The sequence below is a fragment of the Achromobacter sp. genome (assembly GCF_057314935.1).
Map to the genome: position 1 here is coordinate 33,715 of NZ_DBHKZA010000041.1, position 20,424 is coordinate 54,138.

Sequence of the window (20,424 nt, forward strand, 5' to 3'; positions counted from 1 at the left end):
GGGAACGAACGCCAATCGGCCTGGCCAGCAAGCCGGCGTTCAACAATATCCCCGCGCGCCGCACGCAATTGGAACACGCTCGGCGCCAATGGTTCAGTGCTGCGATGTTCCGCAAAAATAGGCCTCGAATGTCACGACGTATTGCAGAAGCCCTTGCAGCAAGCACTTTCTGCGTCGAAAACAACAAACAGTGGCTTAAAACCCGCTAGAAAGCCGCAAGAACTTCAAGTCTTCCGCTATCATCGGGCGCGTAGCGTTAAAAGCCGATAACCGGCCCGCGCTGCTCCATGTCCTCAACTACGGATTTTGACCATGGCCACGAAAGCAAAAGCTCCTGCCAAGAAAGTCACCAAGCCCGCCGTCAAGGCGCCCGCAAAGAAGGCAACCGCCGCCAAACCCGCTGTGAAGCCCGCAGCAAAGAAGGCCGTCGCCGCCAAGAAGGTCGCTGCTGCACCCAAGGCCATCAAGGCTGCCCTGAACAAGACCCAACTGGTTGCTTACATCGTTGAGCAATCCGGCGTTGAAGCCAAGGCCGTCAAGGCCGTCCTGGCCAGCCTGGAAACCTCGGTGCTGGGTTCCGTGGACAAGAAGGGCGCTGGCGAATTCACGCTGCCCGGCCTGTTCAAGGTTGCCGTGCAGAAGGTTCCGGCCAAGGCCAAGCGCTTCGGCAAGGATCCGTTCACTGGCGTCGAGCGCTGGTTCCCCGCCAAGCCGGCTTCGGTCAAGGTGAAGGTTCGCCCGCTCAAGAAGCTGAAGGACGCCGCGCAGTAATTCGCGCGAGTATCCGGTCAAGCCGGAAGGGCCCGCCTCGAAAGAGGCGGGCCCTTCTTTTTTGCCGCGCGCATTGCGTAGCGTCCGGTCCTGCTGTTAGAATTTATCTCAATGTAAAGAAACTTCATATCAAAGCAAATTCGGATTCTCCATGAATGACCTTGTCGACCAGGTGATCTCGCAATGGACCGCGGAATGTCCCAACCAGGATTTCGCGGCCATGACGGTCGTCACCCGGGTGTTCCGCTTGAACGCCTTTGCCGCCCGCAACGTGAACCGCAGCTTCCGCCGCTACAACCTGCATCAGGGCGAATTCGACGTCCTGGCCACGCTGTACCGCACTGGCGCGCCCCACGCCATGAATCCGCAGAAGCTGGTCGAGGCCCTGCTGCTGACCTCCGGCGCCATGACCAACCGCCTGGACCGCCTGGAACAGGCCGGCCTGCTGGTCCGCAATCCCAACCCCGACGACCGGCGCGGCATCATCGTGTCGCTGACCACGGAAGGGCTGCGCGTAATCAAGCTGGTGTTGAAGGACTATCTGAAAGACCTGAACGAACTGCTGGACCCGCTATCGCCGGCCGAACGCAAGCAAATGGCCGGACTGCTGAAGAAACTGCTGATCAAACACGACCAGGAGACGCCCGGCGGCATCGGCGCCTGACGTCTGCCCGCGTTCCCCTGCTTCGCCCCTGTTCGTCGCCCACGCGCGCCCCGCATCACCCTCCCGCCTGCCATCCATGACTTCCGCTTCACCCGCCGACACTTCTCCCCCCGCGACGCCCACGCTGACCGCACCGATCATCCTGCTGATGTCGGTCGCCACCGGCCTGGCCGTCGCCAGCAATTACTACGCGCAGCCGCTGCTGCACACGATCGGCCAGCAGTTTTCGCTCTCCAACGCGACGGCCGGCGCCATCGTCACCACCGCCCAGCTTAGCTACGCGCTGGGACTGATGCTGCTGGTGCCGCTGGGCGACATGTTCGAACGGCGCAGCCTGATCGTCCTGATGACGCTGCTGTCCGCGGGCGGCCTCCTGATTTCTTCCTTCGCCACCAGCGTCGCCGTGCTGCTGGTAGGCACGGCGCTGACCGGCATGCTGTCCGTCGTCGCCCAGATCCTCGTGCCCTTCGCCGCCACGCTGGCGGCGCCGCACGAACGCGGAAAGGCGGTCGGCACCGTCATGAGCGGCCTGTTGCTGGGCATTCTGCTGGCCCGCACCGTCGCCGGCGCGCTGGCCGACGTGGGCAGTTGGCGTACGGTGTACTGGGTGGCCGCCATCCTGATGACGGCCATGTCGGCCGCCCTCTGGCGCCTGCTGCCGCGCTACCAGAGCCCCACGTCGATGAGCTACCCGCGCCTGCTGGGCTCGATCCTGCGCATGTTCATAGAAGAACCGCTGTTCCGCGCCCGCTCGCTGCTGGGTTTCCTGCTGTTCGCCGCCTTCAGCATGCTGTGGACGACGCTGACCTTCCTGCTGTCCAGCCCTCCCTATGAATACAGCACCACCACTATCGGGCTGTTCGGCTTGGCGGGGGCGGCCGGCGCCTATGCCGCCAACCGGTTCGGCCGCCTGGCCGACCGCGGCCTGGGCAACCTGGCCACCCGCGTCGGCCTGCTCCTGCTGCTGGGGTCCTGGGGCCTGTTGGCCTTCGGCCAGGCCTCGGTAGTCGCACTGCTTGCGGGCATCCTGATCCAGGATCTGGCGATCCAGGGCGTCCATGTCACCAATAGCAGCGCCCTGTACCGTCTGCGCCCGGAGGCCCGCAGCCGCCTGACCGCCGGCTACATGACCTGCTACTTCATCGGCGGAGCGACCGGTTCACTGGTATCGTCCTGGCTTTACGCCCATTTTGGCTGGCCCGGCGTGGTCACCGCGGGCGCCGTCCTGGGCGTTGTTACCCTGGCATATGGCGCGTTCTCGCCCAGTGCCCGCATCCCGGAAACGGCTCCGTCCCCTGCCCGCGCCTAGCACCTCCTATAATCAGGGGTTTTGACCGCCACCGCGTCCGCGCGGCAGGGCGGCTCACCCTTTTTTGCCACCGTGCCCGAGCCCATGCAGGAACGTTACCTCCCCACTACCGTCGAAGCGGCCGCCCATCAAGACTGGCAGGCCCGCGACGCCTATCTGGTCCACGAACACGCGAAGAACGCCGACGGCTCCGAAAAGCCGAAGTTCTACGCCTGCTCGATGCTGCCCTACCCCAGCGGCAAGCTGCATATGGGCCACGTGCGCAACTACACCATCAACGACATGATGGCCCGCCAGTTGCGCATGCGTGGCTATAACGTCCTGATGCCCATGGGCTGGGACGCCTTCGGCATGCCGGCGGAAAACGCCGCCATCAAGTCCAAAGTGCCCCCGGCCAAGTGGACCTACGACAACATCGCCTATATGAAGAAGCAGATGAAGTCGATGGGCCTGGCGATCGACTGGACGCGCGAAATGTGCGCCTGCGATCCGCAGTACTACAAGTGGAACCAGTGGCTGTTCCTGAAGATGCTGGAAAAGGGCGTGGCCTACCGCAAGACCCAGGTCGTGAACTGGGACCCGGTGGACCAGACCGTGCTGGCCAACGAACAAGTCATCGACGGCCGCGGCTGGCGTTCGGGCGCGCTGGTTGAAAAGCGCGAGATCCCCGGCTACTACCTGCGCATCACCGACTACGCCGACGAGCTGCTGGGCGCCGTCCAGAACGACCTGCCCGGCTGGCCCGAGCGCGTCCGCCTGATGCAGGAAAACTGGATCGGCAAGTCCGAAGGCCTGCGCTTCGCCTTCCCGCACAAGATCGCCGGCCCGGACGGCCAGTTGATCCAGGACGGCAAGCTGTACGTCTTCACCACCCGCGCCGACACCATCATGGGCGTGACGTTCTGCGCCGTGGCGCCGGAACACCCCCTGGCCACGCACGCGGCACGCAACAATCCGCAGTTGTCGGCGTTCATCGAGCAATGCAAGCTGGGCGGCACGACCGAGGCCGAAATGGCCACGCGTGAAAAGGAAGGCATGCCTACCGGCCTGTCCGTCACGCACCCCATCACGGGCGCCGAAGTCGAAGTCTGGGTCGGCAATTACGTGCTGATGACCTACGGCGACGGCGCCGTCATGGGCGTGCCCTCGCACGACGAGCGCGATTTCGCCTTCGCCAAGAAATACGACCTGCCCATCGTGCAGGTCGTGGACGTCGCCGGCAAGGACTACTCCACCGACGCGTGGCAGGAATGGTACGGCGACAAGCAGTCCGGCCGCACCATCAACTCGGGCAAGTACGACGGCCTCTCCTACAAGGACGCCGTGGACGCCATCGCCGCCGACCTGGGCGCGCAAGGCCTGGGCGAAAAGCAGACCACGTGGCGCCTGCGCGACTGGGGCATTTCGCGCCAGCGCTACTGGGGCACCCCGATCCCGATCATCCACTGCGCCGATTGCGGTCCCGTCCCGGTCCCCGAGAAAGACCTGCCCGTCGTCCTGCCCGACGACCTGATCCCCGACGGCAGCGGCAACCCGCTGGCCAAGAACGAAGCCTTCCTGTCCTGCGCCTGCCCCAGCTGCGGCAAGCCCGCGCGCCGCGAAACGGACACGATGGACACGTTCGTGGATTCGTCCTGGTATTTCATGCGCTACACCTCGCCTGGCAACGACACCGCCATGGTCGATGCGCGCAATGACTACTGGATGCCGATGGACCAGTACATCGGCGGCATCGAGCACGCCGTGCTGCACCTGCTGTACGCCCGCTTCTGGACCAAGGTCATGCGCGACATGGGCTTGCTCAACTTCGACGAGCCCTTCACCAAGCTGCTGTGCCAGGGCATGGTGCTGAACCACATCTACTCGCGCAAGACGCCCCAGGGGGGCATCGAGTATTTCTGGCCCGAAGACGTCGAAAACGTCTATGACGACCGTGGCGCCATCACCGGCGCCAAGCTGAAGTCGGACGGCTCCGCCATCACGTATGGCGGCGTGGGCACGATGTCCAAGTCCAAGAACAACGGCGTCGACCCGCAATCGCTGATCGATACGCTGGGCGCCGACACGGCCCGCCTGTTCGTCATGTTCGCCAGCCCGCCCGAGCAGACCCTTGAATGGTCCGACTCCGGCGTCGAAGGCTCGAACCGCTTCCTGCGCCGCCTCTGGTCGATCAGCTACGGCCGCCGCGACGCCGTGGCGCGCGGTCTGGCCAATGGCGCCGACTGGTCGCAAGCCCAGGCCGCCGTCAAGGATCTGCGCCGCGAGGTCTACACGCTGCTCAAGCAGGCCGACTACGACTACCAGCGCATCCAGTACAACACCGTCGTGTCCGCCTGCATGAAGATGCTGAACGCCATCGACGATGCCAAGCTGGCCGAAGATGCCGCTTCCGACGCCGCCTACGCCGAAACGCTTGGCGTGCTGTTGCGCGTGCTGTATCCGGTCGTCCCGCACATCACCTGGCACCTGTGGCAAGACCTCGGTTACGCCAAGGAACTGGGCGACCTGCTGGATGCGCCGTGGCCGCATGTGGACGAAGCGGCGCTGATCGCGGACGAAATCGAGCTGATGCTCCAGGTCAACGGCAAGTTGCGCGGCTCGATCCGCGTGGCCGCCGCCGCCCCCAAGGAAGACATCGAGAAGCTCGCCGCCAGCCAGGAAGAAGTCACCCGCTTCCTGGAAGGCCGTCCGCCCAAGCGCGTCATCGTGGTTCCGGGCAAACTGGTCAACGTCGTAGGCTGATGAGGTCAAGCATGTACTTCGCCGGGCAACAAACGCACTCCTCCCGCCAATCCTGGCTGCTGCGCGGCGCCTGCCTGGCGCTGTTCATGCTGCTCTCCGCATGCGGTTTCGCATTGCGGGGAGTCACCCCGATGCCATTCGACACGCTGTATGTCGGCATCCCCGACAACTCCCAGTTCGGCGCCGACGTGCGCCGTTCGCTGCGCGCGGCTTCGCCCAACACGAAGCTCGTGGAGTCGCCCAAGGAGGCGCAGGCCATTTTCCAGCAGGTCGCCGATACGCGCACGCTGCGTGAGGTCTCGCTGAACGCGCAGGGCCGTGTCGAGGAATACGAACTGGGCATCAACTACACGTTCCGCCTGATCGACAACAAGGGACGCGCACTGATCCCGGACACCACGCTGTCGATCTTCCGTGAAATGCCGTATGACGATCAGGTCGTGCAGGCCAAGCAAGGCCAGATCGACACGCTGTACAAGGCCATGCAACGCGATCTCGTCACCCGGGTGCTGCGCCGCATGACCGCGCCGGATGTGCGCCGTGCCTTCGAAAACGCCGAGGAACGCGGCGAAAACGGCGAAATCCCGCTGTACGACCCGAATGCGCCGCAACCGCAGCGCACGCCCACGCCGTGGCAGACACCGTCCACCACTGACCCGGCCATCCTCCGCTAGCCCATGGCACAGTCTATGGACGCGGACCGGCTGGCCGAACATCTGCAGCGGCCGGGCAACCGGCTCGCCGCGATGTACACGGTATCGGGCGACGAGCCCCTGCTGGTAACCGAAGCGGTTGATGCGTTGCGCGCTGCGGCGCGCAACGCCGGCTACTCCGAACGGCTGTCCATGGTGATGGACGCCCGCAGCGACTGGAGCGCGGTCACCGCCGCCACCCAGAGCGTCTCGCTGTTCGGCGACCGCCGCATTCTTGAAATCAAGATCCCCACCGGCAAGCCCGGCAAGTCCGGCGCCGATACGCTCACCAAGCTGGCCGAACAAGCCGAAAAGCAGCCGGATGCGGACACCCTGGTCCTGATCGCCCTGCCCCGCCTCGACAAGGCCACCCGCGAAAGCCGCTGGGTCCAGGCGCTTGCCCGCGGCGGCATGATGGTCGACATCCCCAATATCGAGCGCGGCCGGTTGCCGGCCTGGGTGGGGATGCGGCTGGCCCGGCAGAACCAGCGGGCCGATAGCGCCACCCTGCAATGGATGGCCGACAAGGTCGAAGGCAACCTGCTGGCCGCCCACCAGGAAATCCAGAAACTGGGCCTGCTCTACCCAGAGGGCCAGTTGGCGGCGGAAGACGTTGAGCGCGCGGTGCTGAACGTGGCCCGCTACGACGTCTTCGGCCTGCGCGACGCCATGCTGGCAGGCGACATTTCCCGCACCATCCGCATGATCGACGGCCTGCGCGCCGAAGGCGAAGCCTTGCCGCTGGTGCTCTGGGCCGTGGGCGAGGAAATCCGCCTGCTGGCTCGTGTTGCGGAAGCGCGCGCGCTGGGGCAAGACGTCAACGGCCTGATGCGCCGCCTGCGCATTTTTGGCGCCCACGAACGCCTGGCGCTGCAAGCCCTTGGCCGAGTGCAGCCCGGCGTCTGGCCGGCTGCGGTGCAGCATGCCCACGAAGTCGACCGCCTGATCAAGGGCCTGTCCGTGCCCGGCCGCCTGTCCGATCCCTGGGAAGAAATGACCCGGCTGGCGCTGCGGGTCGCCGCCGCCGGCGGACGACCGTGAAGGCGGCATTGCCGCCGCGTTCGCCTCGCCCCCGCTCCCTACGCCCGGCCCTCCGGCCGGATATACACTGAAATATTCAGACGGCGCTTGCGCCGCCCCAACTCCATGATCGACGCCGCCATGTCCTCGTCCTCCATTGAACACGCCATGCTGACCCTGGGCGAGAACGCCCGCCGCGCCTCGCGCGCCATGATGCGCGCCAATAGCGCCGCCAAAAACAAGGCGCTGCTGGCGATGGCCGATGCCCTGGCCGCCAGCCACGACGAGCTGAAAGCCGCCAATGAAAAGGACGTTGCCGCCGCCCGCGCCAACGGCCTGGAACCGGCGCTGCTTGACCGCCTTACGCTGTCCGACAAGACCCTTGCCCACATGGCGGAAGGGCTGCGCCAGATCGCCGCCTTGCCCGACCCGATCGGCAGCATCACCGCCACCACCGTGCGCCCCAACGGCATGCGTGTAGCCCAGATGCGCGTGCCGCTCGGCGTGATCGGCATCATTTACGAATCGCGCCCCAACGTCACGATCGACGCCGCCGCGCTATGCCTGAAGTCCGGCAACGCCGCCATCCTGCGCGGCGGCAGCGAAGCGCTGCACTCCAACATCGCCCTGGGCCGAGTCGTGCAAACGGGTCTGGCCGCCGCCGGCCTGCCGCAAGACGCCGTGCAGGTCGTGGCCACGGCCGACCGCGCCGCCGTAGGCAAGCTCATCACCATGACCGAACATATCGACGTCATCGTGCCGCGTGGCGGCAAGGGCCTCATCGCCCGGCTGTCGCAGGAAGCCCGCGTGCCGCTCATCAAGCACCTGGACGGCAACTGCCATATCTATATCGACGCCGCAGCTGATCCGGACAAGGCGCACAGCATCGCCTTCAACGCCAAGACCTACCGCTACGGCATCTGCGGCGCCATGGAGACCCTGCTGGTCGACGCCGTGGCGGCCGTGTCCATCCTGCCCACGCTGGCCGCGGCCTTCATCGAGCACGGCGTCGAACTGCGCGGCTGCCCGCGCACGCTGGCGCTGTTGCCGCACATCACGCCGGCCACCGACGAAGACTGGGGCACGGAATACCTGGGCCCCATCCTGGCCGTGCGCATCGTCGATACGCTGGACGACGCCATCGAGCACATCGCGCGCTGGGGGTCCGGGCACACCGATGCCATCGTCACTGAAGACCTGTCGGCCGCGCAACGCTTCCAGCGCGAAGTCGATTCCAGCTCGGTCTACGTGAATCTGCCCACCTGCTTCGCCGATGGTTTCGAATACGGGCTGGGCGCCGAGATCGGCATCTCCACGAACCGCCTGCATGCCCGCGGCCCCGTCGGCCTTGAAGGCCTGACCACCCTGAAGTGGGTGCTCAGCGGCGAAGGCCAGACGCGCGGCTGATCCTGGCATTCGCGCGCTGCGGGAACGCTTTTCCGCAGCGCGCACGGCTGACGCAGCCCTGAACACGGGGCTGCGCCAAGCCTTCTACAATATGCCCAGGATATTTTTCCAGGCTTCTTATCATCCCAACGCGGCGTGCCGCGCACTCTTGAGACCCCCATGCATTCACCCGTCATGGCCATGGCCTTCAGCCTATTCGTGCTCTGCTTCATCACCTGCTCGCTCAGCGGCATCGTGCTGTTTTTCTTCAAGAGCAAACAGATCAACGCCACGCTGAAGCACCCCTACCTGCAGCACCGCCCGTTCAAGCAATATCCGCTGTCCATCCAGGCCGCGATCATGCTGGATTACTTTTTCCGCCTGATGTTCCCCGGCACCCGCTTCTGGCTGATCGGCAACGCCAATGACTTGCTGGGCCATGTCGACCCGAAGAAGACGCCGCTGGCGCTGAAGTGGCCCATCGTGGGTTTCTGGGGCTCTTGCTGGCTGGGCCTTATCGCCATGATCGTTCTGTGGATCATGCTGTACCTGGGAGCATGAACGCATGCAGATCAGAATTGAAGACTATCCCGGCAGCCTGGACGCCGCCCGCGCGTTGATCGCCGCCCGGGATTCCGGCGTGGCCGGCCCGCGCCTGCCCGCCGCCTGCCGCCCGCAGTCCCTGGGCCAGGCATTCGCCGTGCAGCAGCGCACGGCGCAGTTGCTGCAAGAAACCCGGCAGGACCGTATCGCTGCATGGAAAAGCGCACTGCCGTCGCCCGAAAAAACCGTGGTCGCGCCGATCTACGCGTCAAACACGGCCTACGCCGAAGCCGGGCCCATCGCCAGTCGCACCGCCATCGTGCGCGTCGAACCTGAATTCGCGTTCGAACTGGCCCACGACCTGCCGGCGCGCGACACCCCGTACACCGAAGCTGAAATCGACGCCGCAATCGGCGGCGCCCGGCTTGCGCTGGAAGTCCTGGGCTGCCGCTATGCATCGCCCGAACACGCGAGCCTGCCTGAATTGCTGGCGGACCACATGTTCAATCAGGGCATCGTGCTGGGCCCGCGCATCGTATCGCCGGATGCCGCCCCCGCCAGCATGAGCCTCACGTTGGCGATCAATGGCCAGGAGGTCGAGCAGCACGCCGGTTTCCATCCGAACGGCCATCCCAAGGCGGGCCTGTACTGGCTTGCGAATTTCCTGCGCGAGCAGGGCCTGGGCCTGCATGCGGGCCAGCACGTCATCACAGGGTCTTATGCAGGCTTCCTGGACGTGCCCGCCAATCAAGACATCGAACTGACGTACGGCGATCTCGGCGTGCTGCGCCTACGGTTCCACAACTAGCGCATCCGCCCCCGGAGCCCTGTTCCATGCTGACCCTGCGCCCCTTCGCCTCCTCGGACTTTCCGCTCCTGGCCGGCTGGTTTTCCAGCCTGCCGGAAGTCGTGCAATGGGGGGGTTCCCAGTTGTCGTTCCCGCTTGCGCAAGCCGAGATGTCCGACATGCTGGCGCAAGGGCAGGCCAGCCCGCCCAACCGCCGCTGCTGGATGGTGTGCCGTGACGGCATGCCCGTGGGTCATGCGCAGTTGGCGTACGACTGGCGCGACGGCAACGCCCGCCTGGGCCGTGTCGCCATCGCCCCCGCCGAACGCGGCCAAGGCCTGGCCCGGCCAATGGTTGCGCTGATGATTGAAGAAGCCTTCCAGACGCCCGGCATCGAGCGCCTGGAACTGAACGTCTACATGTTCAACACGCCCGCCATCCGCACCTATGAAGGGTTGGGATTCACGATGGAAGGCGTGCGGCGCTCGTCCACGCGCGCCGGCGACGCACGTTGGGACACGGGCATGATGGGATTGCTGCGCGCGGAGTGGCAAGCAGCAACGCCCGCCTCCGCACGCGGCTGAACCGCTGAACTAGCGCGCCTCCGGTTCCGCGATGCTGACCGGTTCGCCGGCTGCTTCGATCACTTCGCCGGCAGCCAGGCACAGGTCTTCGCGGTAGCGCCCCGCCACGATCTGCACGCCCACCGGGCTTTGCCCCACGCTGCTCATGGCGCGCCCCATCGCCACCGACAACGCGGGCAAGCCCATGAACGGCACGCCGATCTGGGTCATCTGAGCGCGCCACACCCGCGCGTAGGCCGCGTCGCCCTGCAAGTCCAGCTTGTCCGGAAACGGCAATTCCGCCGACACCGGCAACAGCAGGATCGGATACTCCGCAAAGAACAACTCCCACAGCCGCGTCAACGTTGCACGACGCGTCAAGACGGCCGAAAAACTGCTCAGATCGGCACCCGCGGCCTTATCGCGCTGACCGCGCAATGCCACCAACGCCCCCGGGTCGCCTTCCTTTTCAGCGGCGGCCAGCATGCCGTCATAGCCGTCCGCCATCCACATGCGGATCTGAAGATCGGCCGCCTCCTGCAGCGGCGGAATCGAATCCAGGGTGTCTACCGTCCAGCCGGCCTCGGTCAGCCTGCGCGCGGCTTCCTGCAAGGCCTTGACGACCGCCGGTTCGGTTTCCATGCCCTCGGGATTCACGCACAGCGCCGCGCGCCGCGGCACCTCCGGGCCCACCAGCGGCGCCGGCACCCACCAGGGGTCGCGCGGATCTGCGGCCGACAGCGCGGCCAGCCCCAAGCGCACGTCGGCAATGGTGCGCCCCAAGGGCCCCGATACGGCGGTCAATTGCCCGCCGATCGAACGCTCGGGCAAGACGGCGTTGTAGGCGGCCACGCGGCCCAGCGACGGGCGCAACCCGTGCACGCCGCAAGCATAGGCGGGATAGCGGATGGACCCGGCAATGTCCGTGCCGTGCGCCAGATGCCCGATGCCGGCCGCCACGGCCGACGCCGCGCCGCCCGACGACCCGCCGGGCGTCAGCGCCGGATTGCGGGGATTGCGCGTTTCGCCATGCACAATGTTGCTTGTGAACCAGCGCAGTGAAAACGCCGGCGTGTTGGTACGGCCCAGGATGACGGCGCCGGCCCGCCGCAGGTTGTCCACCACCGGGCTGTTCACGGCGGCAATCAGGTCTTTCTGGAGGGTGACCCCATTGGTGGTGGCGTAGCCCGCCTGGTCCACATTGACCTTCACCGTGACGGGGACGCCCGCCAGGATGCCGGGGTCTTCCCCTCGCGCCAACGCGGCGTCCACGGCCGCAGCCTGCGCCAGCACGTCCTCCGGGCGGTGATCGACCACCGCGTTGACCGCGGGGTTCGCGGCGCTCAACCGGGCCAGCGCGCTGTGCGCCGCCTCCGTGGCGGATACGTCGCGATTACGGATACGGGCGGCAAGTTCAACTGCGGACAAACGCCAGATTTCGGACACGCGTCACTCCTCAAGGGATGGATTTTTTCGGGGCAAGCAAACCTTAGCGCCTGCCGTGCCCGTCCACAAGCCACGTCTTGCCGCAGACGCGTCACGGCCTGCCCGCTATTTTTCTGTTTCGAAGACCTCGACGATCGCATCGGCCACCGCGCGCACGCGCGCCGTGCGGTTCAGGTCGCCATGCATCACGAGCCACAGGTCGTAGGGTTCGTTGCGGGCGGGCCAAATGCGGACCAGTTCCGGATAGTCGGGCGCCATGTGCGTCGGCAGTTCGCCGATGCCCAGGCCGGCCGCCACGGCCTCGATGATCATCAGCCCGGAATTCAATTCGATCGCAACATGGCCATTGCCCGTGGGTTCGCCGCAGAAGGTATCGGACCAGCCCGGCAGCACGGACTGCTGATAGGTCACCAGCGCGTGGCCGGCGAACGCCGTGCCCGGCCGCGGCTCGCCGTGCTTGGCAAGATAGCTGCGCGACGCGTACAGCCCCACTTCCTTGCGCGTCAGATGGCGTTGGATCAGGTCCGGGTTATCGGGCTTGACGTTGCGGATGGCCAGGTCCGCCTCGCGGCGCGTCAGGTTGCTGATCTGGATCGACGTGGACAGCACCACCCGGATGTCCGGGTGCTGGGCATGCACGCGGCGCACCGCTTCCATGATGAAGTAGCTGGCCACGGTTTCCGAGGCCGCCACGCGCACCACGCCGGACAACCGGTGATCCAGGCCCTGCATCTGCCGCTGCAGCTGGTCGGCCGCCTGCTCCATGCGCTCGGCGGCGGCAAACGCCAATTCGCCCGCCGCCGTAGGCACATAGCCGCCCGGCGTGCGCAGGAACAATCGCGCGTCCAGGGATGACTCCAGCGCCGCCAGGCGCCTTCCCGCCGTGGCCTGGTCGATCTGCAGCAAAGCCGCTGCGCCCCGCAAGGTGCCTATCCGATAGATGGCCAGGAAAATCCTGGCGTTGTCCCAGTCCATGACGTCCCTTTTACCTGGACCACAAGGCCCGCGATGATGCATTTTTGCATCACTATAAAGCATATATACGGATTTTTTGCATCGCTGAAAGCTCCTAACATTCAGCCCTCGGAATGCCGCAACACTCATCGCCATCATGACTACCGCCTGCCCCCAAGCCCCCGTCCCAGCCGTCGACGTCAAGCCCCTCACCGGCTGGCTGCCGCTCGTCACGCTGGCCATCGGCTTCGTGATGGCCATGCTGGACGTCACCGTGGTCAACGTGGCGCTGCCCAGCATCGCGCTGCAATTCACCGTGCCGCTGACTGACCTGGTCTGGATCGTGGACGGCTATACCCTCACCTTCGCGGCCTTGCTGCTGGTGGCCGGGGCGCTGGCGGACCGCTACGGCGCCAAGACCATTTACCTGAGCGGCCTGGGCGTGTTCACGCTGGCGTCATTACTTTGCGGCCTGGCGCCGAACGCGGATTCGCTGATCGCCGCCCGCATGCTGCAAGGCGTGGGCGCCGCGCTGTTCATGCCCAGTTCCTTGAGCCTGCTGACCCATGCTTATGAAGACGAGCACGTGCGCAACCGGATGCTGGCCGCCTGGTCGGCCATCGTTGCAGTCGCAGGCGCGGCCGGCCCCTTGCTGGGTGGCGTGCTGATCCACCAGTTCGGGTGGCGCGGCATCTTCCTGATCAACTTGCCGTTGGGCATTGTGGGACTGTGGTTGGCCCGCCGCCGCATCCAGGCCGCCCCGCGCCGCCCCCGCGCGCTCAATCCTCTGAGCCACCTGCTGGGCGTGGTCGCGCTGTCGTCCCTGTGCTTCGTGCTGATCCAGGGCAATGCCTATGGCTGGACATCCGGCCGGATCGCGGGCGTCGCCGCCCTGTGCGCCGTGGCCGTCGTGCTGCTGGTGCGCCGCGAACGCCGCCATGCCGAACCCATCCTGCCCCGGGCGCTATTCAAGACGACGCAGTTCGCCGCAGCCAACGGCGTGGGTTTCCTGATCAACCTGGCGTCCTACGGCCAGTTGTTCCTGCTCAGCCTGTTCCTGCAGCATGCGCGCGGCACAGACGCCCTGCAGACCGGCATCCAGCTGGTGCCCATGCTGGCCGTGTTCTCCATCGGCAACATGATTTCCGGCCGCGTTTCGGCGCGCTGGAACGTATCGGCTTCGCTGTTGGGCGGCGTGTCGCTTGCCACCCTCATGAGCGCTGCGGGCATCTATGCGTTCTCGCCGGACATGGCCTATTGGCCGTTCGCCATCATGGTCGCGCTCGGCAACCTGGGCGTCGGCATCGCGGTGCCGGCGATGACCAGCGTCGTCATGCAAGTCTCGGGCAAGCAGCACGCCAACAGCGCAGCGGCGGCCCTGAATGCCAACCGCCAATCGGGCGCGCTGGTAGGCGTCGCGCTGATGGGCACCATCCTGCATCTGCTGCCCGACTGGCACGCCAGCCTGCCCGTGGCCTATGTCGTCATCGCCGCCAGCTATGCCGTGGCCGTCGCGCTGGTCTGGCGGCACCTGCGGCGTGCGCGCAATGCCTGAGGGCTCATTCCTGTCCGCCCGGCAGGATCGCAATGCCCCGTCCGGCGAAGAACGCGTCGAACACGGTCAACGGCAACTCGACATCCGCCTGCTGGCCCACTTCGCCGGACGGATTGTGAAACGTGACGGATGTCGCGGACGCCCGCGTCACCAGCACCAGATGGCCGCCTTTGCTCGGAGGAAGCCGGTCTGTCTGGCGAATGTCGGGATGCACCGAAGCCATGAAGTAGTCGGCGCCTTCCAGCACGGCGGGCAACGCCGCCGTGTCCAGCCCGACGTGTACCTGGGCATCCAGGCCGAACGTCTCCGTGACGAAGCGCACGAACGGCGCGTAGATCAACCCTTTGATCTCGCCCTCGCGCTCCGTGTAGGCGCCGAAGGCCAGGCTGCGCCGAGCCAGTTCCAGGGTGGGATGGATCTGCCCGCTACGCGCCGCCAACACCATTTTCAGGCATGCCATGCCGCAGACATGATTGGCCCAGCGGACGTATTCCTCGACATCGCGGGCACCGGATGCCGGCCATGCCGGATCATCGGCCAGCGCGAGTTCCTTCCGGATGATCGCGTCCGCCAGGTGGGCCGATTCCCATTGGCAAAAATACGGTACGGCCGATAGGCCGGCAGATCTGGCATCCACTTGGCGGGCTCCGCATGTTCGGAAAGATCCGTCATCTTGCCGTCGAACAGGTGCCGTGGCAACGGCCCCGCGTTTGCTTCACAATGTGGCGATTCCCCACAAACCGGAGAGCCGCATGCCCAGCACCGCCACGTCCAATCCGTCCATCCGCCGCGTCGCCATCGTCGGCGCAGGCACCATCGGCGCCAGTTGGGCTGCGCTGTTCCTGGCGCACGGGTTGGAAGTCGTCGTCAGCGATCCGGCGTCTGACACCGAGGCCCTGACCCGTGCCCGCGTGCAGGCGGCTTGGCCGGTGTTGAATGAACTGGGCCGCGTGGCCGACGGCGCCTCGCCCGACACGTTGCGCTTCGAGCCGGACCTGACTGCCGCCTTGGCCGGCGTGGACTTCGTGCAAGAAAACGCCCCCGAACGCGAAGACTTCAAAATCGATCTCTTCGCGCGCATCGACGCCATCCTGCCGCCTCACGTCATCGTGGCGTCCAGTTCTTCTGGCCTCATCATGAGCCGCCTGCAATCGCGCTGCCGCCATGCCGGGCGTTTCGTCATCGGCCATCCGTTCAACCCGCCGCACCTGATCCCGCTGGTCGAGGTGGTAGGCGGAGACCAGACCACGGCCGAGACCATCGACCGCAGCATCGCCTTCTACCGCGCGATGGGCAAGCATCCCATCCGCCTGAACAAGGAAGTGCCCGGCCACATCGCCAACCGCCTGCAAGCGGCGCTGTGGCGCGAAGCCATCCACCTGGCCGCCGAAAACGTTGCCAGCGTGGCGGACATCGATGCCGCCGTCTCGCAAGGCCCGGGCCTGCGTTGGGCGCTCTTCGGCCCGCATATGACCTTCAACCTGGGCGGCGGCGCCGGTGGCCTCGCGAACTTCATGGACCACCTGCTGGGCCCCGTGCAAACCTGGTGGGACGACCTGGGCGCACCCGAGGTCACGCCCGAACTGCAACGGCGCCTGATCGAAGGCGTCAACGCCGAAGCCGGCCAACGCAGCATTGCGGACCTCGTGGAAAAGCGCGACGCCCAGCTCACGGCGCTGCTCAAGACCTTGCGCAACTAACAAACCTATCCTCTCTTGACCCGAATTCACCGTTTGCGGCCCGCGAGCCGCAGTTTGCTGACCGCATTGGCCGTCTGCGTCTGCCTGCCCGCAAGTGCGGCGCAGGCCACACCGTCAGACGCCGTCCAACCGCCCGCTCTGGTGTGGGGCGCCGTTCCCAGCGCGGATCTCTACCTGCTGGTGGCCAGCCCCCGGCTCGGCAAGCCCGAGCTGCAACAACTCGCGGCCGACACGATCGGCCCTGGCATTGGCGACAACCAATACATCACCCAGGTCTGGAGCAATCTGCCCGAGCCCATCCAGCTTTGGATCTCGATCGATCCGGTCCGGCTTCAGGAAGCCAAGCTGTCCACGGATCAGGCATTGGCGACCCTGGCCGCCAAACTGGATGTATCCGCCCGGCCCAGCAAGGGAATTCGCACGCCCCCCTCGTGGATCTATCCCGGCGCCACGCGCGAGAAGCTCGACGCCTGGAGCAATGCACCTGCCCGGCTGGCGGATGGCAGCATCATCAACCCGTCGGCATGGACAACGTTGACGTACCGGCAAGCGCCGGAATCCTGGGAAGCCTGGAACAAGGTCGCGCTCAGCCTTGTCATCCCTGCAGAGGCAAGCCGCGATTCGTTGGAGGGTGTCGTCAGCGAACGCCTGAACGCGCTGGTCTCCAAACTGCCCGTCGACGTCTCGATCTTGATCCTGCCGGCAGGGCCCCGATTGAACGAATCCCACGGCATTTTCGTCACGGTCGGGCGCGACGAGTAGTCCCTCGCCCGGCGGCTCCTGCCCCCCGGTCGCCTGCAACTGTTAATCTGAGCGCTAGGCCTCCTATCCTGTCCTGACCAAGGAATCTCCGCATGACCGTTGTCACCCAAGACCCCGGGCAATCCCGTTTCACCGCCACCGTCGATGGCATCCTGTGCGTGCTGGACTACCAGTTGCAGGCGGACGTCATGGCCATCGTCCACACTGGGGTGCCCAGTCAGGTAGGCGGCCGCGGCATCGCGGCGGAACTCACCAGATTCGCGCTGGACACGGCACGCGCCAACGGTTGGAAAGTCCGCCCCTTGTGCTCGTACGCGGAGGTCTACATGCGCCGCCACCCTGAATACAACGACCTGCGCGCCTAAGCGCCCAACTGCCTATCGTGACGAAGAAATCCTCGCCCATGGCCGAGCCCTGCCCGTGTGGCGGGGCGGCTTATTCTCGCTGTTGCGGTCGCTGGCATGAAGGCCCCCTGGCCATGCAGGCCCCGACGGCCGAAGCGCTGATGCGCTCGCGCTACAGCGCGTTTGTGCTGGACAAGCTGCCCTACCTGCTGGCCAGTTGGCATCCCAGCACCCGCCCCGCGTCGCTGGAGCCGAATCCATCCGACCTCAAGTGGCTCGGACTGACCATCAAGCAAGCCCGCGATCAAGACACCGACCACGCCACGGTGGAATTTGTCGCACGCAGCCGCCAGGCGGGCCGCGCGCACCGCATGCATGAAGTCAGCCGCTTCGTCAGGGAAGGCGGCCAGTGGTATTACGTGGACGGCGATCTGAACTGACTTGCATTGGCGGCCCGCGCCGGCGATTGCCCCTACGCGCCTCTCAGGCGCACTGCGGGCATCCGCAAGCCCTACACGCCGCCAGCCAGGCTCTGGATATCCGTCTCGACGGCCTGCCTCAGCGCCGCCACCAACTGTTGCTCCATACCGCTTGCCGCGCGCGAGTTGCCAACGATCGCCAGTTCGGTCGGCGGCACTGCCGCGAACCCCTCTTGCGCACCTAGCAGCGTATGCGTCTCCAGCCTTGCGAACGCCGGCAGCAAGCTCACGCCCAGCCCCGCCGCCACGGCAGCTTGAACGCCCGCCAGGCTATGGCTGTGATACGCGACATGCCAGGGCCGCCCCGCACTCTCCAACGCGTAGATCATGCGCTTGCGATAGATGCAGCCGTGCGGAAACAGCACCAGAGGCACCGCAGCGGATCCTGCCAGGTGACGCTTGTCGCCCACCCAGACCAGCCGCTCGGGCCAGGACGCAAGGCAGGCGCCGTCGCCGGGCTCGCGCTTGATCAGCGCCAGGTCCAGATCACCCGAAGCCAACCTGCCGCGCAGGTCCGTGCTCATGCCGCTGATAGTCTCCAAGCGCGCCTCGGGGTGCCGCGTGACAAACCCCGCCAGCAACACCGTCAACCGCGACACGTCAAAGTCTTCGGGGATGCCCAAACGCAGCACCCGCGCCGCACGCGGGGCGGCCACCACGTGCTCGGCCTCATCGGCCATCGCCAGCAGACGGCGTGCGTAGGCCAGCATCAGTTCGCCGTCTTCCGTCGCCACGACATCGCTGCCCGCGCGGTCCCGCAGCAACAGCGTCTTGCCCACGGTCTGCTCCAACTTGCGGACCTGCTGGCTCACCGTTGACTGCGTACGGTGCACCCGGTTGGCCGCCCTCGTGAAGCTGCCTTCATCCGCGACGCACACCAGGGTTCTAAGGAGTTCTAGATCCAACATAACGGGTTTGTCATCCGCCTATCGACAGCGGGCTTCTCATCCGCCTATCGACAGCGGTTGGAAAGCGGGTTCGATATCGGCTTAACGACTGAGTTGATTTCAATTATTAATTTTACGACTTTGCCAGGCGGACTTAAGCTGGACGCGTCCACTCCCCCAATTCATGAGGAAACCGATATGCCGCTGGATCATCTTCCCCGTCCCCAATGGCTCACCTTCGACTGCTACGGCACGCTGATCCAGTGGGACGAAGGCTTGCAAGCCGCGGTGTCCCGCATTCTGGCCGCCAGCACCAACGCGCAAGACGCGCCCACGCCGGCGCAATTCCTGCATGTGTACGACGAACACGAACACCGGTTGGAACGCACCCCGCCGCATCGCAGTTTTGCGGACATCACACGGGAATCGCTCCGCCTCACGATGCAGGACCTGGGCCTTGCGTATCGCCCAGAAGACGCCGAAATGCTGACAGGCAATATCTCCGCCATGCCGCCCTTCCCTGAAGTCGTAGACACGCTGGCCGCCTTGAAGCAGGCCGGCTTCCGTCTGTGCATCATCTCCAATACCGATGACCAGATCATCGCGGGCAATGTGGCCCAGTTGGGCGGCCACATCGATCGCGTCATCACCGCCGAACAGGCAGGGGCCTACAAGCCCTCCCGCAAGATCTTCGCCCACGCCTACGACAGCCTGGGCGTGACGCCGGACGAAGTGGTTCATATCTGCGCCAGTCCCCATCTGGACCATGCCGCCGCCCGTGAGATCGGCTTTCGCTGCGTATGGATCGACCGCGGCACCGGCCGTCAGCCCTTGCCGGACTACCGCCCGGACGCTACCGTACCCACTTTGGAACGCGTACCCGGTCTGTTCCGGGCCGCCGGCTGGCTCTGACCGTCGGACGCGCGTCCCTCCCTCTCCAATATCTTGAAGGCAGCCATGAATCAGGAACCCCGTTTCGCCGACGCTCTTTTTCACGCAGAACCCGTTGCTGCGCTGCGCGCAGACCTGGCGCTAGCGCTGCGGGCCGCTGCCGCCCACGGCCTGGGCGAAGGCGTTTGCAACCATTTCAGCGTGGCACTGCCCGGCGATCCGGACCATTTCCTGCTCAACCCGCGCGGCTTGATGTGGAACGAGGTGCAGGCGGACGATATCGTTCTGATCGACGCCCACGGCAACAAGCTGGCCGGTCGCCACGAAGTCGAACCCACCGCCATGTTCATCCACGCGGCAATCCACCGCATCGCCGGCAAGGCCTGTGTCCTGCATACGCACATGCCCTACGCGACGGCATTGACGCTGACCTCTGATCGCGGACTGGACACGACCTTGTCGCAAAATGCCATGCGCTTCCACGGACGCCTGGCCATCGACGAACATTACAACGGCCTGGCCTTGGATGTCAGCGAAGGCGAACGCATCGCCCATGCCATGCAGGGCGCCGATATCGTATTCCTCGGCAACCATGGCGTCGTCGTTTGCGGCGAACGCCTGGACTACGCCTACGACGATCTCTTCTTCCTCGAACGCGCCTGTACGGCTCAAGTCCTCGCGCAATCTACCGGACGGCCGCTCAAGCCGGTCGATACCGCCATCGCCAGCAAGGTCGCCGCGCAAATTCAAAGCGAGCGCCTGCAATCCGAATTGTTCTTCACCGCCTTGCGCCGCCAGTTGCCCTGATTTCAACGGCGGTATTGAGCTGCGCCGATGCCTCATAGGCATCCAACGGCGCCGATTCCTCAACCGGCATTCCCTGCCCCAACGCAAAACCCCCTCGCGGCGCCAGCCGCGAGGGGGTTTCT

At 65.7% G+C, this 20,424-nt stretch carries 21 protein-coding genes; 17 read left to right on the plus strand and 4 right to left on the minus strand.

Annotated elements, in window-relative coordinates; genetic code table 11:
- Window positions 1-312: 312 nt before the first annotated feature.
- From ACO6D5_RS16625 to ACO6D5_RS16670, 10 genes are all read left to right on the plus strand, one after another.
- Window positions 313-771, plus strand: a complete 459-nt coding sequence (locus tag ACO6D5_RS16625; RefSeq protein WP_006223514.1) for an HU family DNA-binding protein — start codon at window positions 313-315, stop codon at window positions 769-771.
- A gap of 151 nt (window positions 772-922) precedes the next feature.
- Window positions 923-1,435, plus strand: a complete 513-nt coding sequence (locus ACO6D5_RS16630) for a MarR family transcriptional regulator (RefSeq protein ID WP_315526904.1) — start codon at window positions 923-925, stop codon at window positions 1,433-1,435.
- A gap of 76 nt (window positions 1,436-1,511) precedes the next feature.
- Complete coding sequence (locus tag ACO6D5_RS16635) at window positions 1,512-2,744, plus strand: MFS transporter (RefSeq protein ID WP_485825975.1); 1,233 nt, start codon at window positions 1,512-1,514, stop codon at window positions 2,742-2,744.
- An 84-nt stretch (window positions 2,745-2,828) separates the two neighbouring features.
- Window positions 2,829-5,486, plus strand: coding sequence for a leucine--tRNA ligase (gene leuS / locus ACO6D5_RS16640; RefSeq protein WP_485825976.1), 2,658 nt, complete (start codon window positions 2,829-2,831; stop codon window positions 5,484-5,486).
- An 11-nt stretch (window positions 5,487-5,497) separates the two neighbouring features.
- Window positions 5,498-6,160: an LPS-assembly lipoprotein LptE gene (locus ACO6D5_RS16645; RefSeq protein WP_315526908.1), complete on the plus strand. Its 663-nt coding sequence runs from the start codon at window positions 5,498-5,500 to the stop codon at window positions 6,158-6,160.
- A 3-nt stretch (window positions 6,161-6,163) separates the two neighbouring features.
- Window positions 6,164-7,219: a DNA polymerase III subunit delta gene (gene holA / locus ACO6D5_RS16650; RefSeq protein WP_485825977.1), complete on the plus strand. Its 1,056-nt coding sequence runs from the start codon at window positions 6,164-6,166 to the stop codon at window positions 7,217-7,219.
- A gap of 105 nt (window positions 7,220-7,324) precedes the next feature.
- Complete coding sequence (locus ACO6D5_RS16655; RefSeq protein WP_088590844.1) at window positions 7,325-8,605, plus strand: glutamate-5-semialdehyde dehydrogenase; 1,281 nt, start codon at window positions 7,325-7,327, stop codon at window positions 8,603-8,605.
- 159 nt (window positions 8,606-8,764) lie between these two features.
- Window positions 8,765-9,145: a hypothetical protein gene (locus ACO6D5_RS16660; RefSeq protein WP_175216773.1), complete on the plus strand. Its 381-nt coding sequence runs from the start codon at window positions 8,765-8,767 to the stop codon at window positions 9,143-9,145.
- Between the two features lie 4 nt (window positions 9,146-9,149).
- Window positions 9,150-9,935, plus strand: coding sequence for a 2-keto-4-pentenoate hydratase (locus ACO6D5_RS16665; RefSeq protein ID WP_485825978.1), 786 nt, complete (start codon window positions 9,150-9,152; stop codon window positions 9,933-9,935).
- A gap of 26 nt (window positions 9,936-9,961) precedes the next feature.
- The gene (locus tag ACO6D5_RS16670; protein ID WP_315526911.1) at window positions 9,962-10,498 is read left to right on the plus strand and encodes a GNAT family N-acetyltransferase; all 537 of its coding nucleotides are present in this window, start codon (window positions 9,962-9,964) and stop codon (window positions 10,496-10,498) included.
- A 9-nt stretch (window positions 10,499-10,507) separates the two neighbouring features.
- Here the strand turns inward: ACO6D5_RS16670 and ACO6D5_RS16675 are convergent, their stop codons facing one another.
- On the minus strand, window positions 10,508-11,923 hold the full coding sequence (locus ACO6D5_RS16675) for an amidase family protein (RefSeq protein ID WP_485825979.1): 1,416 nt from the start codon (window positions 11,921-11,923) through the stop codon (window positions 10,508-10,510).
- 105 nt (window positions 11,924-12,028) lie between these two features.
- Window positions 12,029-12,898: a LysR substrate-binding domain-containing protein gene (locus ACO6D5_RS16680; protein ID WP_315526913.1), complete on the minus strand. Its 870-nt coding sequence runs from the start codon at window positions 12,896-12,898 to the stop codon at window positions 12,029-12,031.
- Between the two features lie 136 nt (window positions 12,899-13,034).
- Between ACO6D5_RS16680 and ACO6D5_RS16685 the strand changes: the two genes are divergently transcribed.
- Window positions 13,035-14,432: an MFS transporter gene (locus ACO6D5_RS16685; protein WP_485825980.1), complete on the plus strand. Its 1,398-nt coding sequence runs from the start codon at window positions 13,035-13,037 to the stop codon at window positions 14,430-14,432.
- Window positions 14,433-14,436: 4 nt separating this feature from the next.
- Here the strand turns inward: ACO6D5_RS16685 and ACO6D5_RS16690 are convergent, their stop codons facing one another.
- Complete coding sequence (locus tag ACO6D5_RS16690) at window positions 14,437-15,069, minus strand: hypothetical protein (RefSeq protein ID WP_315526917.1); 633 nt, start codon at window positions 15,067-15,069, stop codon at window positions 14,437-14,439.
- A gap of 115 nt (window positions 15,070-15,184) precedes the next feature.
- On the opposite strand from ACO6D5_RS16690, the gene ACO6D5_RS16695 reads away from it, so the two are divergent.
- The 4 genes from ACO6D5_RS16695 to ACO6D5_RS16710 all read left to right on the plus strand — a co-directional run bounded on the left by ACO6D5_RS16695 (window position 15,185) and on the right by ACO6D5_RS16710 (window position 17,678).
- A complete protein-coding gene (locus ACO6D5_RS16695) occupies window positions 15,185-16,132 on the plus strand; it encodes a 3-hydroxyacyl-CoA dehydrogenase NAD-binding domain-containing protein (protein ID WP_485825981.1) in 948 nt (315 codons plus the stop codon).
- Window positions 16,133-16,186: 54 nt separating this feature from the next.
- A complete protein-coding gene (locus tag ACO6D5_RS16700) occupies window positions 16,187-16,894 on the plus strand; it encodes a hypothetical protein (RefSeq protein ID WP_315526921.1) in 708 nt (235 codons plus the stop codon).
- 92 nt (window positions 16,895-16,986) lie between these two features.
- Window positions 16,987-17,259 (plus strand): N-acetyltransferase, encoded by a 273-nt coding sequence (locus ACO6D5_RS16705; protein ID WP_315526922.1) that lies wholly within the window; start codon window positions 16,987-16,989, stop codon window positions 17,257-17,259.
- Between the two features lie 38 nt (window positions 17,260-17,297).
- Window positions 17,298-17,678, plus strand: a complete 381-nt coding sequence (locus ACO6D5_RS16710; RefSeq protein ID WP_315526937.1) for a YchJ family protein — start codon at window positions 17,298-17,300, stop codon at window positions 17,676-17,678.
- Between the two features lie 71 nt (window positions 17,679-17,749).
- On the opposite strand, the gene ACO6D5_RS16715 is transcribed toward ACO6D5_RS16710, so the two are convergent.
- On the minus strand, window positions 17,750-18,625 hold the full coding sequence (locus tag ACO6D5_RS16715) for a LysR substrate-binding domain-containing protein (protein ID WP_315526923.1): 876 nt from the start codon (window positions 18,623-18,625) through the stop codon (window positions 17,750-17,752).
- A 177-nt stretch (window positions 18,626-18,802) separates the two neighbouring features.
- On the opposite strand from ACO6D5_RS16715, the gene ACO6D5_RS16720 reads away from it, so the two are divergent.
- Both ACO6D5_RS16720 and ACO6D5_RS16725 read left to right on the plus strand, forming a co-directional pair.
- Complete coding sequence (locus ACO6D5_RS16720) at window positions 18,803-19,516, plus strand: haloacid dehalogenase type II (protein ID WP_485825982.1); 714 nt, start codon at window positions 18,803-18,805, stop codon at window positions 19,514-19,516.
- Window positions 19,517-19,561: 45 nt separating this feature from the next.
- Window positions 19,562-20,302, plus strand: a complete 741-nt coding sequence (locus tag ACO6D5_RS16725; RefSeq protein WP_315526925.1) for an aldolase — start codon at window positions 19,562-19,564, stop codon at window positions 20,300-20,302.
- Window positions 20,303-20,424 lie beyond the last annotated feature (122 nt).

What these genes read in the sequence shown, in the direction of transcription:
- ACO6D5_RS16625 (WP_006223514.1), top strand. Translation starts at nt 313, where the DNA reads ATGGCCACGAAAGCAAAAGCTCCTGCCAAGAAAGTCACCAAGCCCGCC.
- ACO6D5_RS16630 (WP_315526904.1), top strand. Translation starts at nt 923, where the DNA reads ATGAATGACCTTGTCGACCAGGTGATCTCGCAATGGACCGCGGAATGT.
- ACO6D5_RS16635 (WP_485825975.1), top strand. Translation starts at nt 1,512, where the DNA reads ATGACTTCCGCTTCACCCGCCGACACTTCTCCCCCCGCGACGCCCACG.
- leuS (WP_485825976.1), top strand. Translation starts at nt 2,829, where the DNA reads ATGCAGGAACGTTACCTCCCCACTACCGTCGAAGCGGCCGCCCATCAA.
- ACO6D5_RS16645 (WP_315526908.1), top strand. Translation starts at nt 5,498, where the DNA reads ATGTACTTCGCCGGGCAACAAACGCACTCCTCCCGCCAATCCTGGCTG.
- holA (WP_485825977.1), top strand. Translation starts at nt 6,164, where the DNA reads ATGGCACAGTCTATGGACGCGGACCGGCTGGCCGAACATCTGCAGCGG.
- ACO6D5_RS16655 (WP_088590844.1), top strand. Translation starts at nt 7,325, where the DNA reads ATGATCGACGCCGCCATGTCCTCGTCCTCCATTGAACACGCCATGCTG.
- ACO6D5_RS16660 (WP_175216773.1), top strand. Translation starts at nt 8,765, where the DNA reads ATGCATTCACCCGTCATGGCCATGGCCTTCAGCCTATTCGTGCTCTGC.
- ACO6D5_RS16665 (WP_485825978.1), top strand. Translation starts at nt 9,150, where the DNA reads ATGCAGATCAGAATTGAAGACTATCCCGGCAGCCTGGACGCCGCCCGC.
- ACO6D5_RS16670 (WP_315526911.1), top strand. Translation starts at nt 9,962, where the DNA reads ATGCTGACCCTGCGCCCCTTCGCCTCCTCGGACTTTCCGCTCCTGGCC.
- ACO6D5_RS16680 (WP_315526913.1), bottom strand. Translation starts at nt 12,898, where the DNA reads ATGGACTGGGACAACGCCAGGATTTTCCTGGCCATCTATCGGATAGGC.
- ACO6D5_RS16685 (WP_485825980.1), top strand. Translation starts at nt 13,035, where the DNA reads ATGACTACCGCCTGCCCCCAAGCCCCCGTCCCAGCCGTCGACGTCAAG.
- ACO6D5_RS16695 (WP_485825981.1), top strand. Translation starts at nt 15,185, where the DNA reads ATGCCCAGCACCGCCACGTCCAATCCGTCCATCCGCCGCGTCGCCATC.
- ACO6D5_RS16705 (WP_315526922.1), top strand. Translation starts at nt 16,987, where the DNA reads ATGACCGTTGTCACCCAAGACCCCGGGCAATCCCGTTTCACCGCCACC.
- ACO6D5_RS16710 (WP_315526937.1), top strand. Translation starts at nt 17,298, where the DNA reads ATGGCCGAGCCCTGCCCGTGTGGCGGGGCGGCTTATTCTCGCTGTTGC.
- ACO6D5_RS16715 (WP_315526923.1), bottom strand. Translation starts at nt 18,625, where the DNA reads ATGTTGGATCTAGAACTCCTTAGAACCCTGGTGTGCGTCGCGGATGAA.
- ACO6D5_RS16720 (WP_485825982.1), top strand. Translation starts at nt 18,803, where the DNA reads ATGCCGCTGGATCATCTTCCCCGTCCCCAATGGCTCACCTTCGACTGC.
- ACO6D5_RS16725 (WP_315526925.1), top strand. Translation starts at nt 19,562, where the DNA reads ATGAATCAGGAACCCCGTTTCGCCGACGCTCTTTTTCACGCAGAACCC.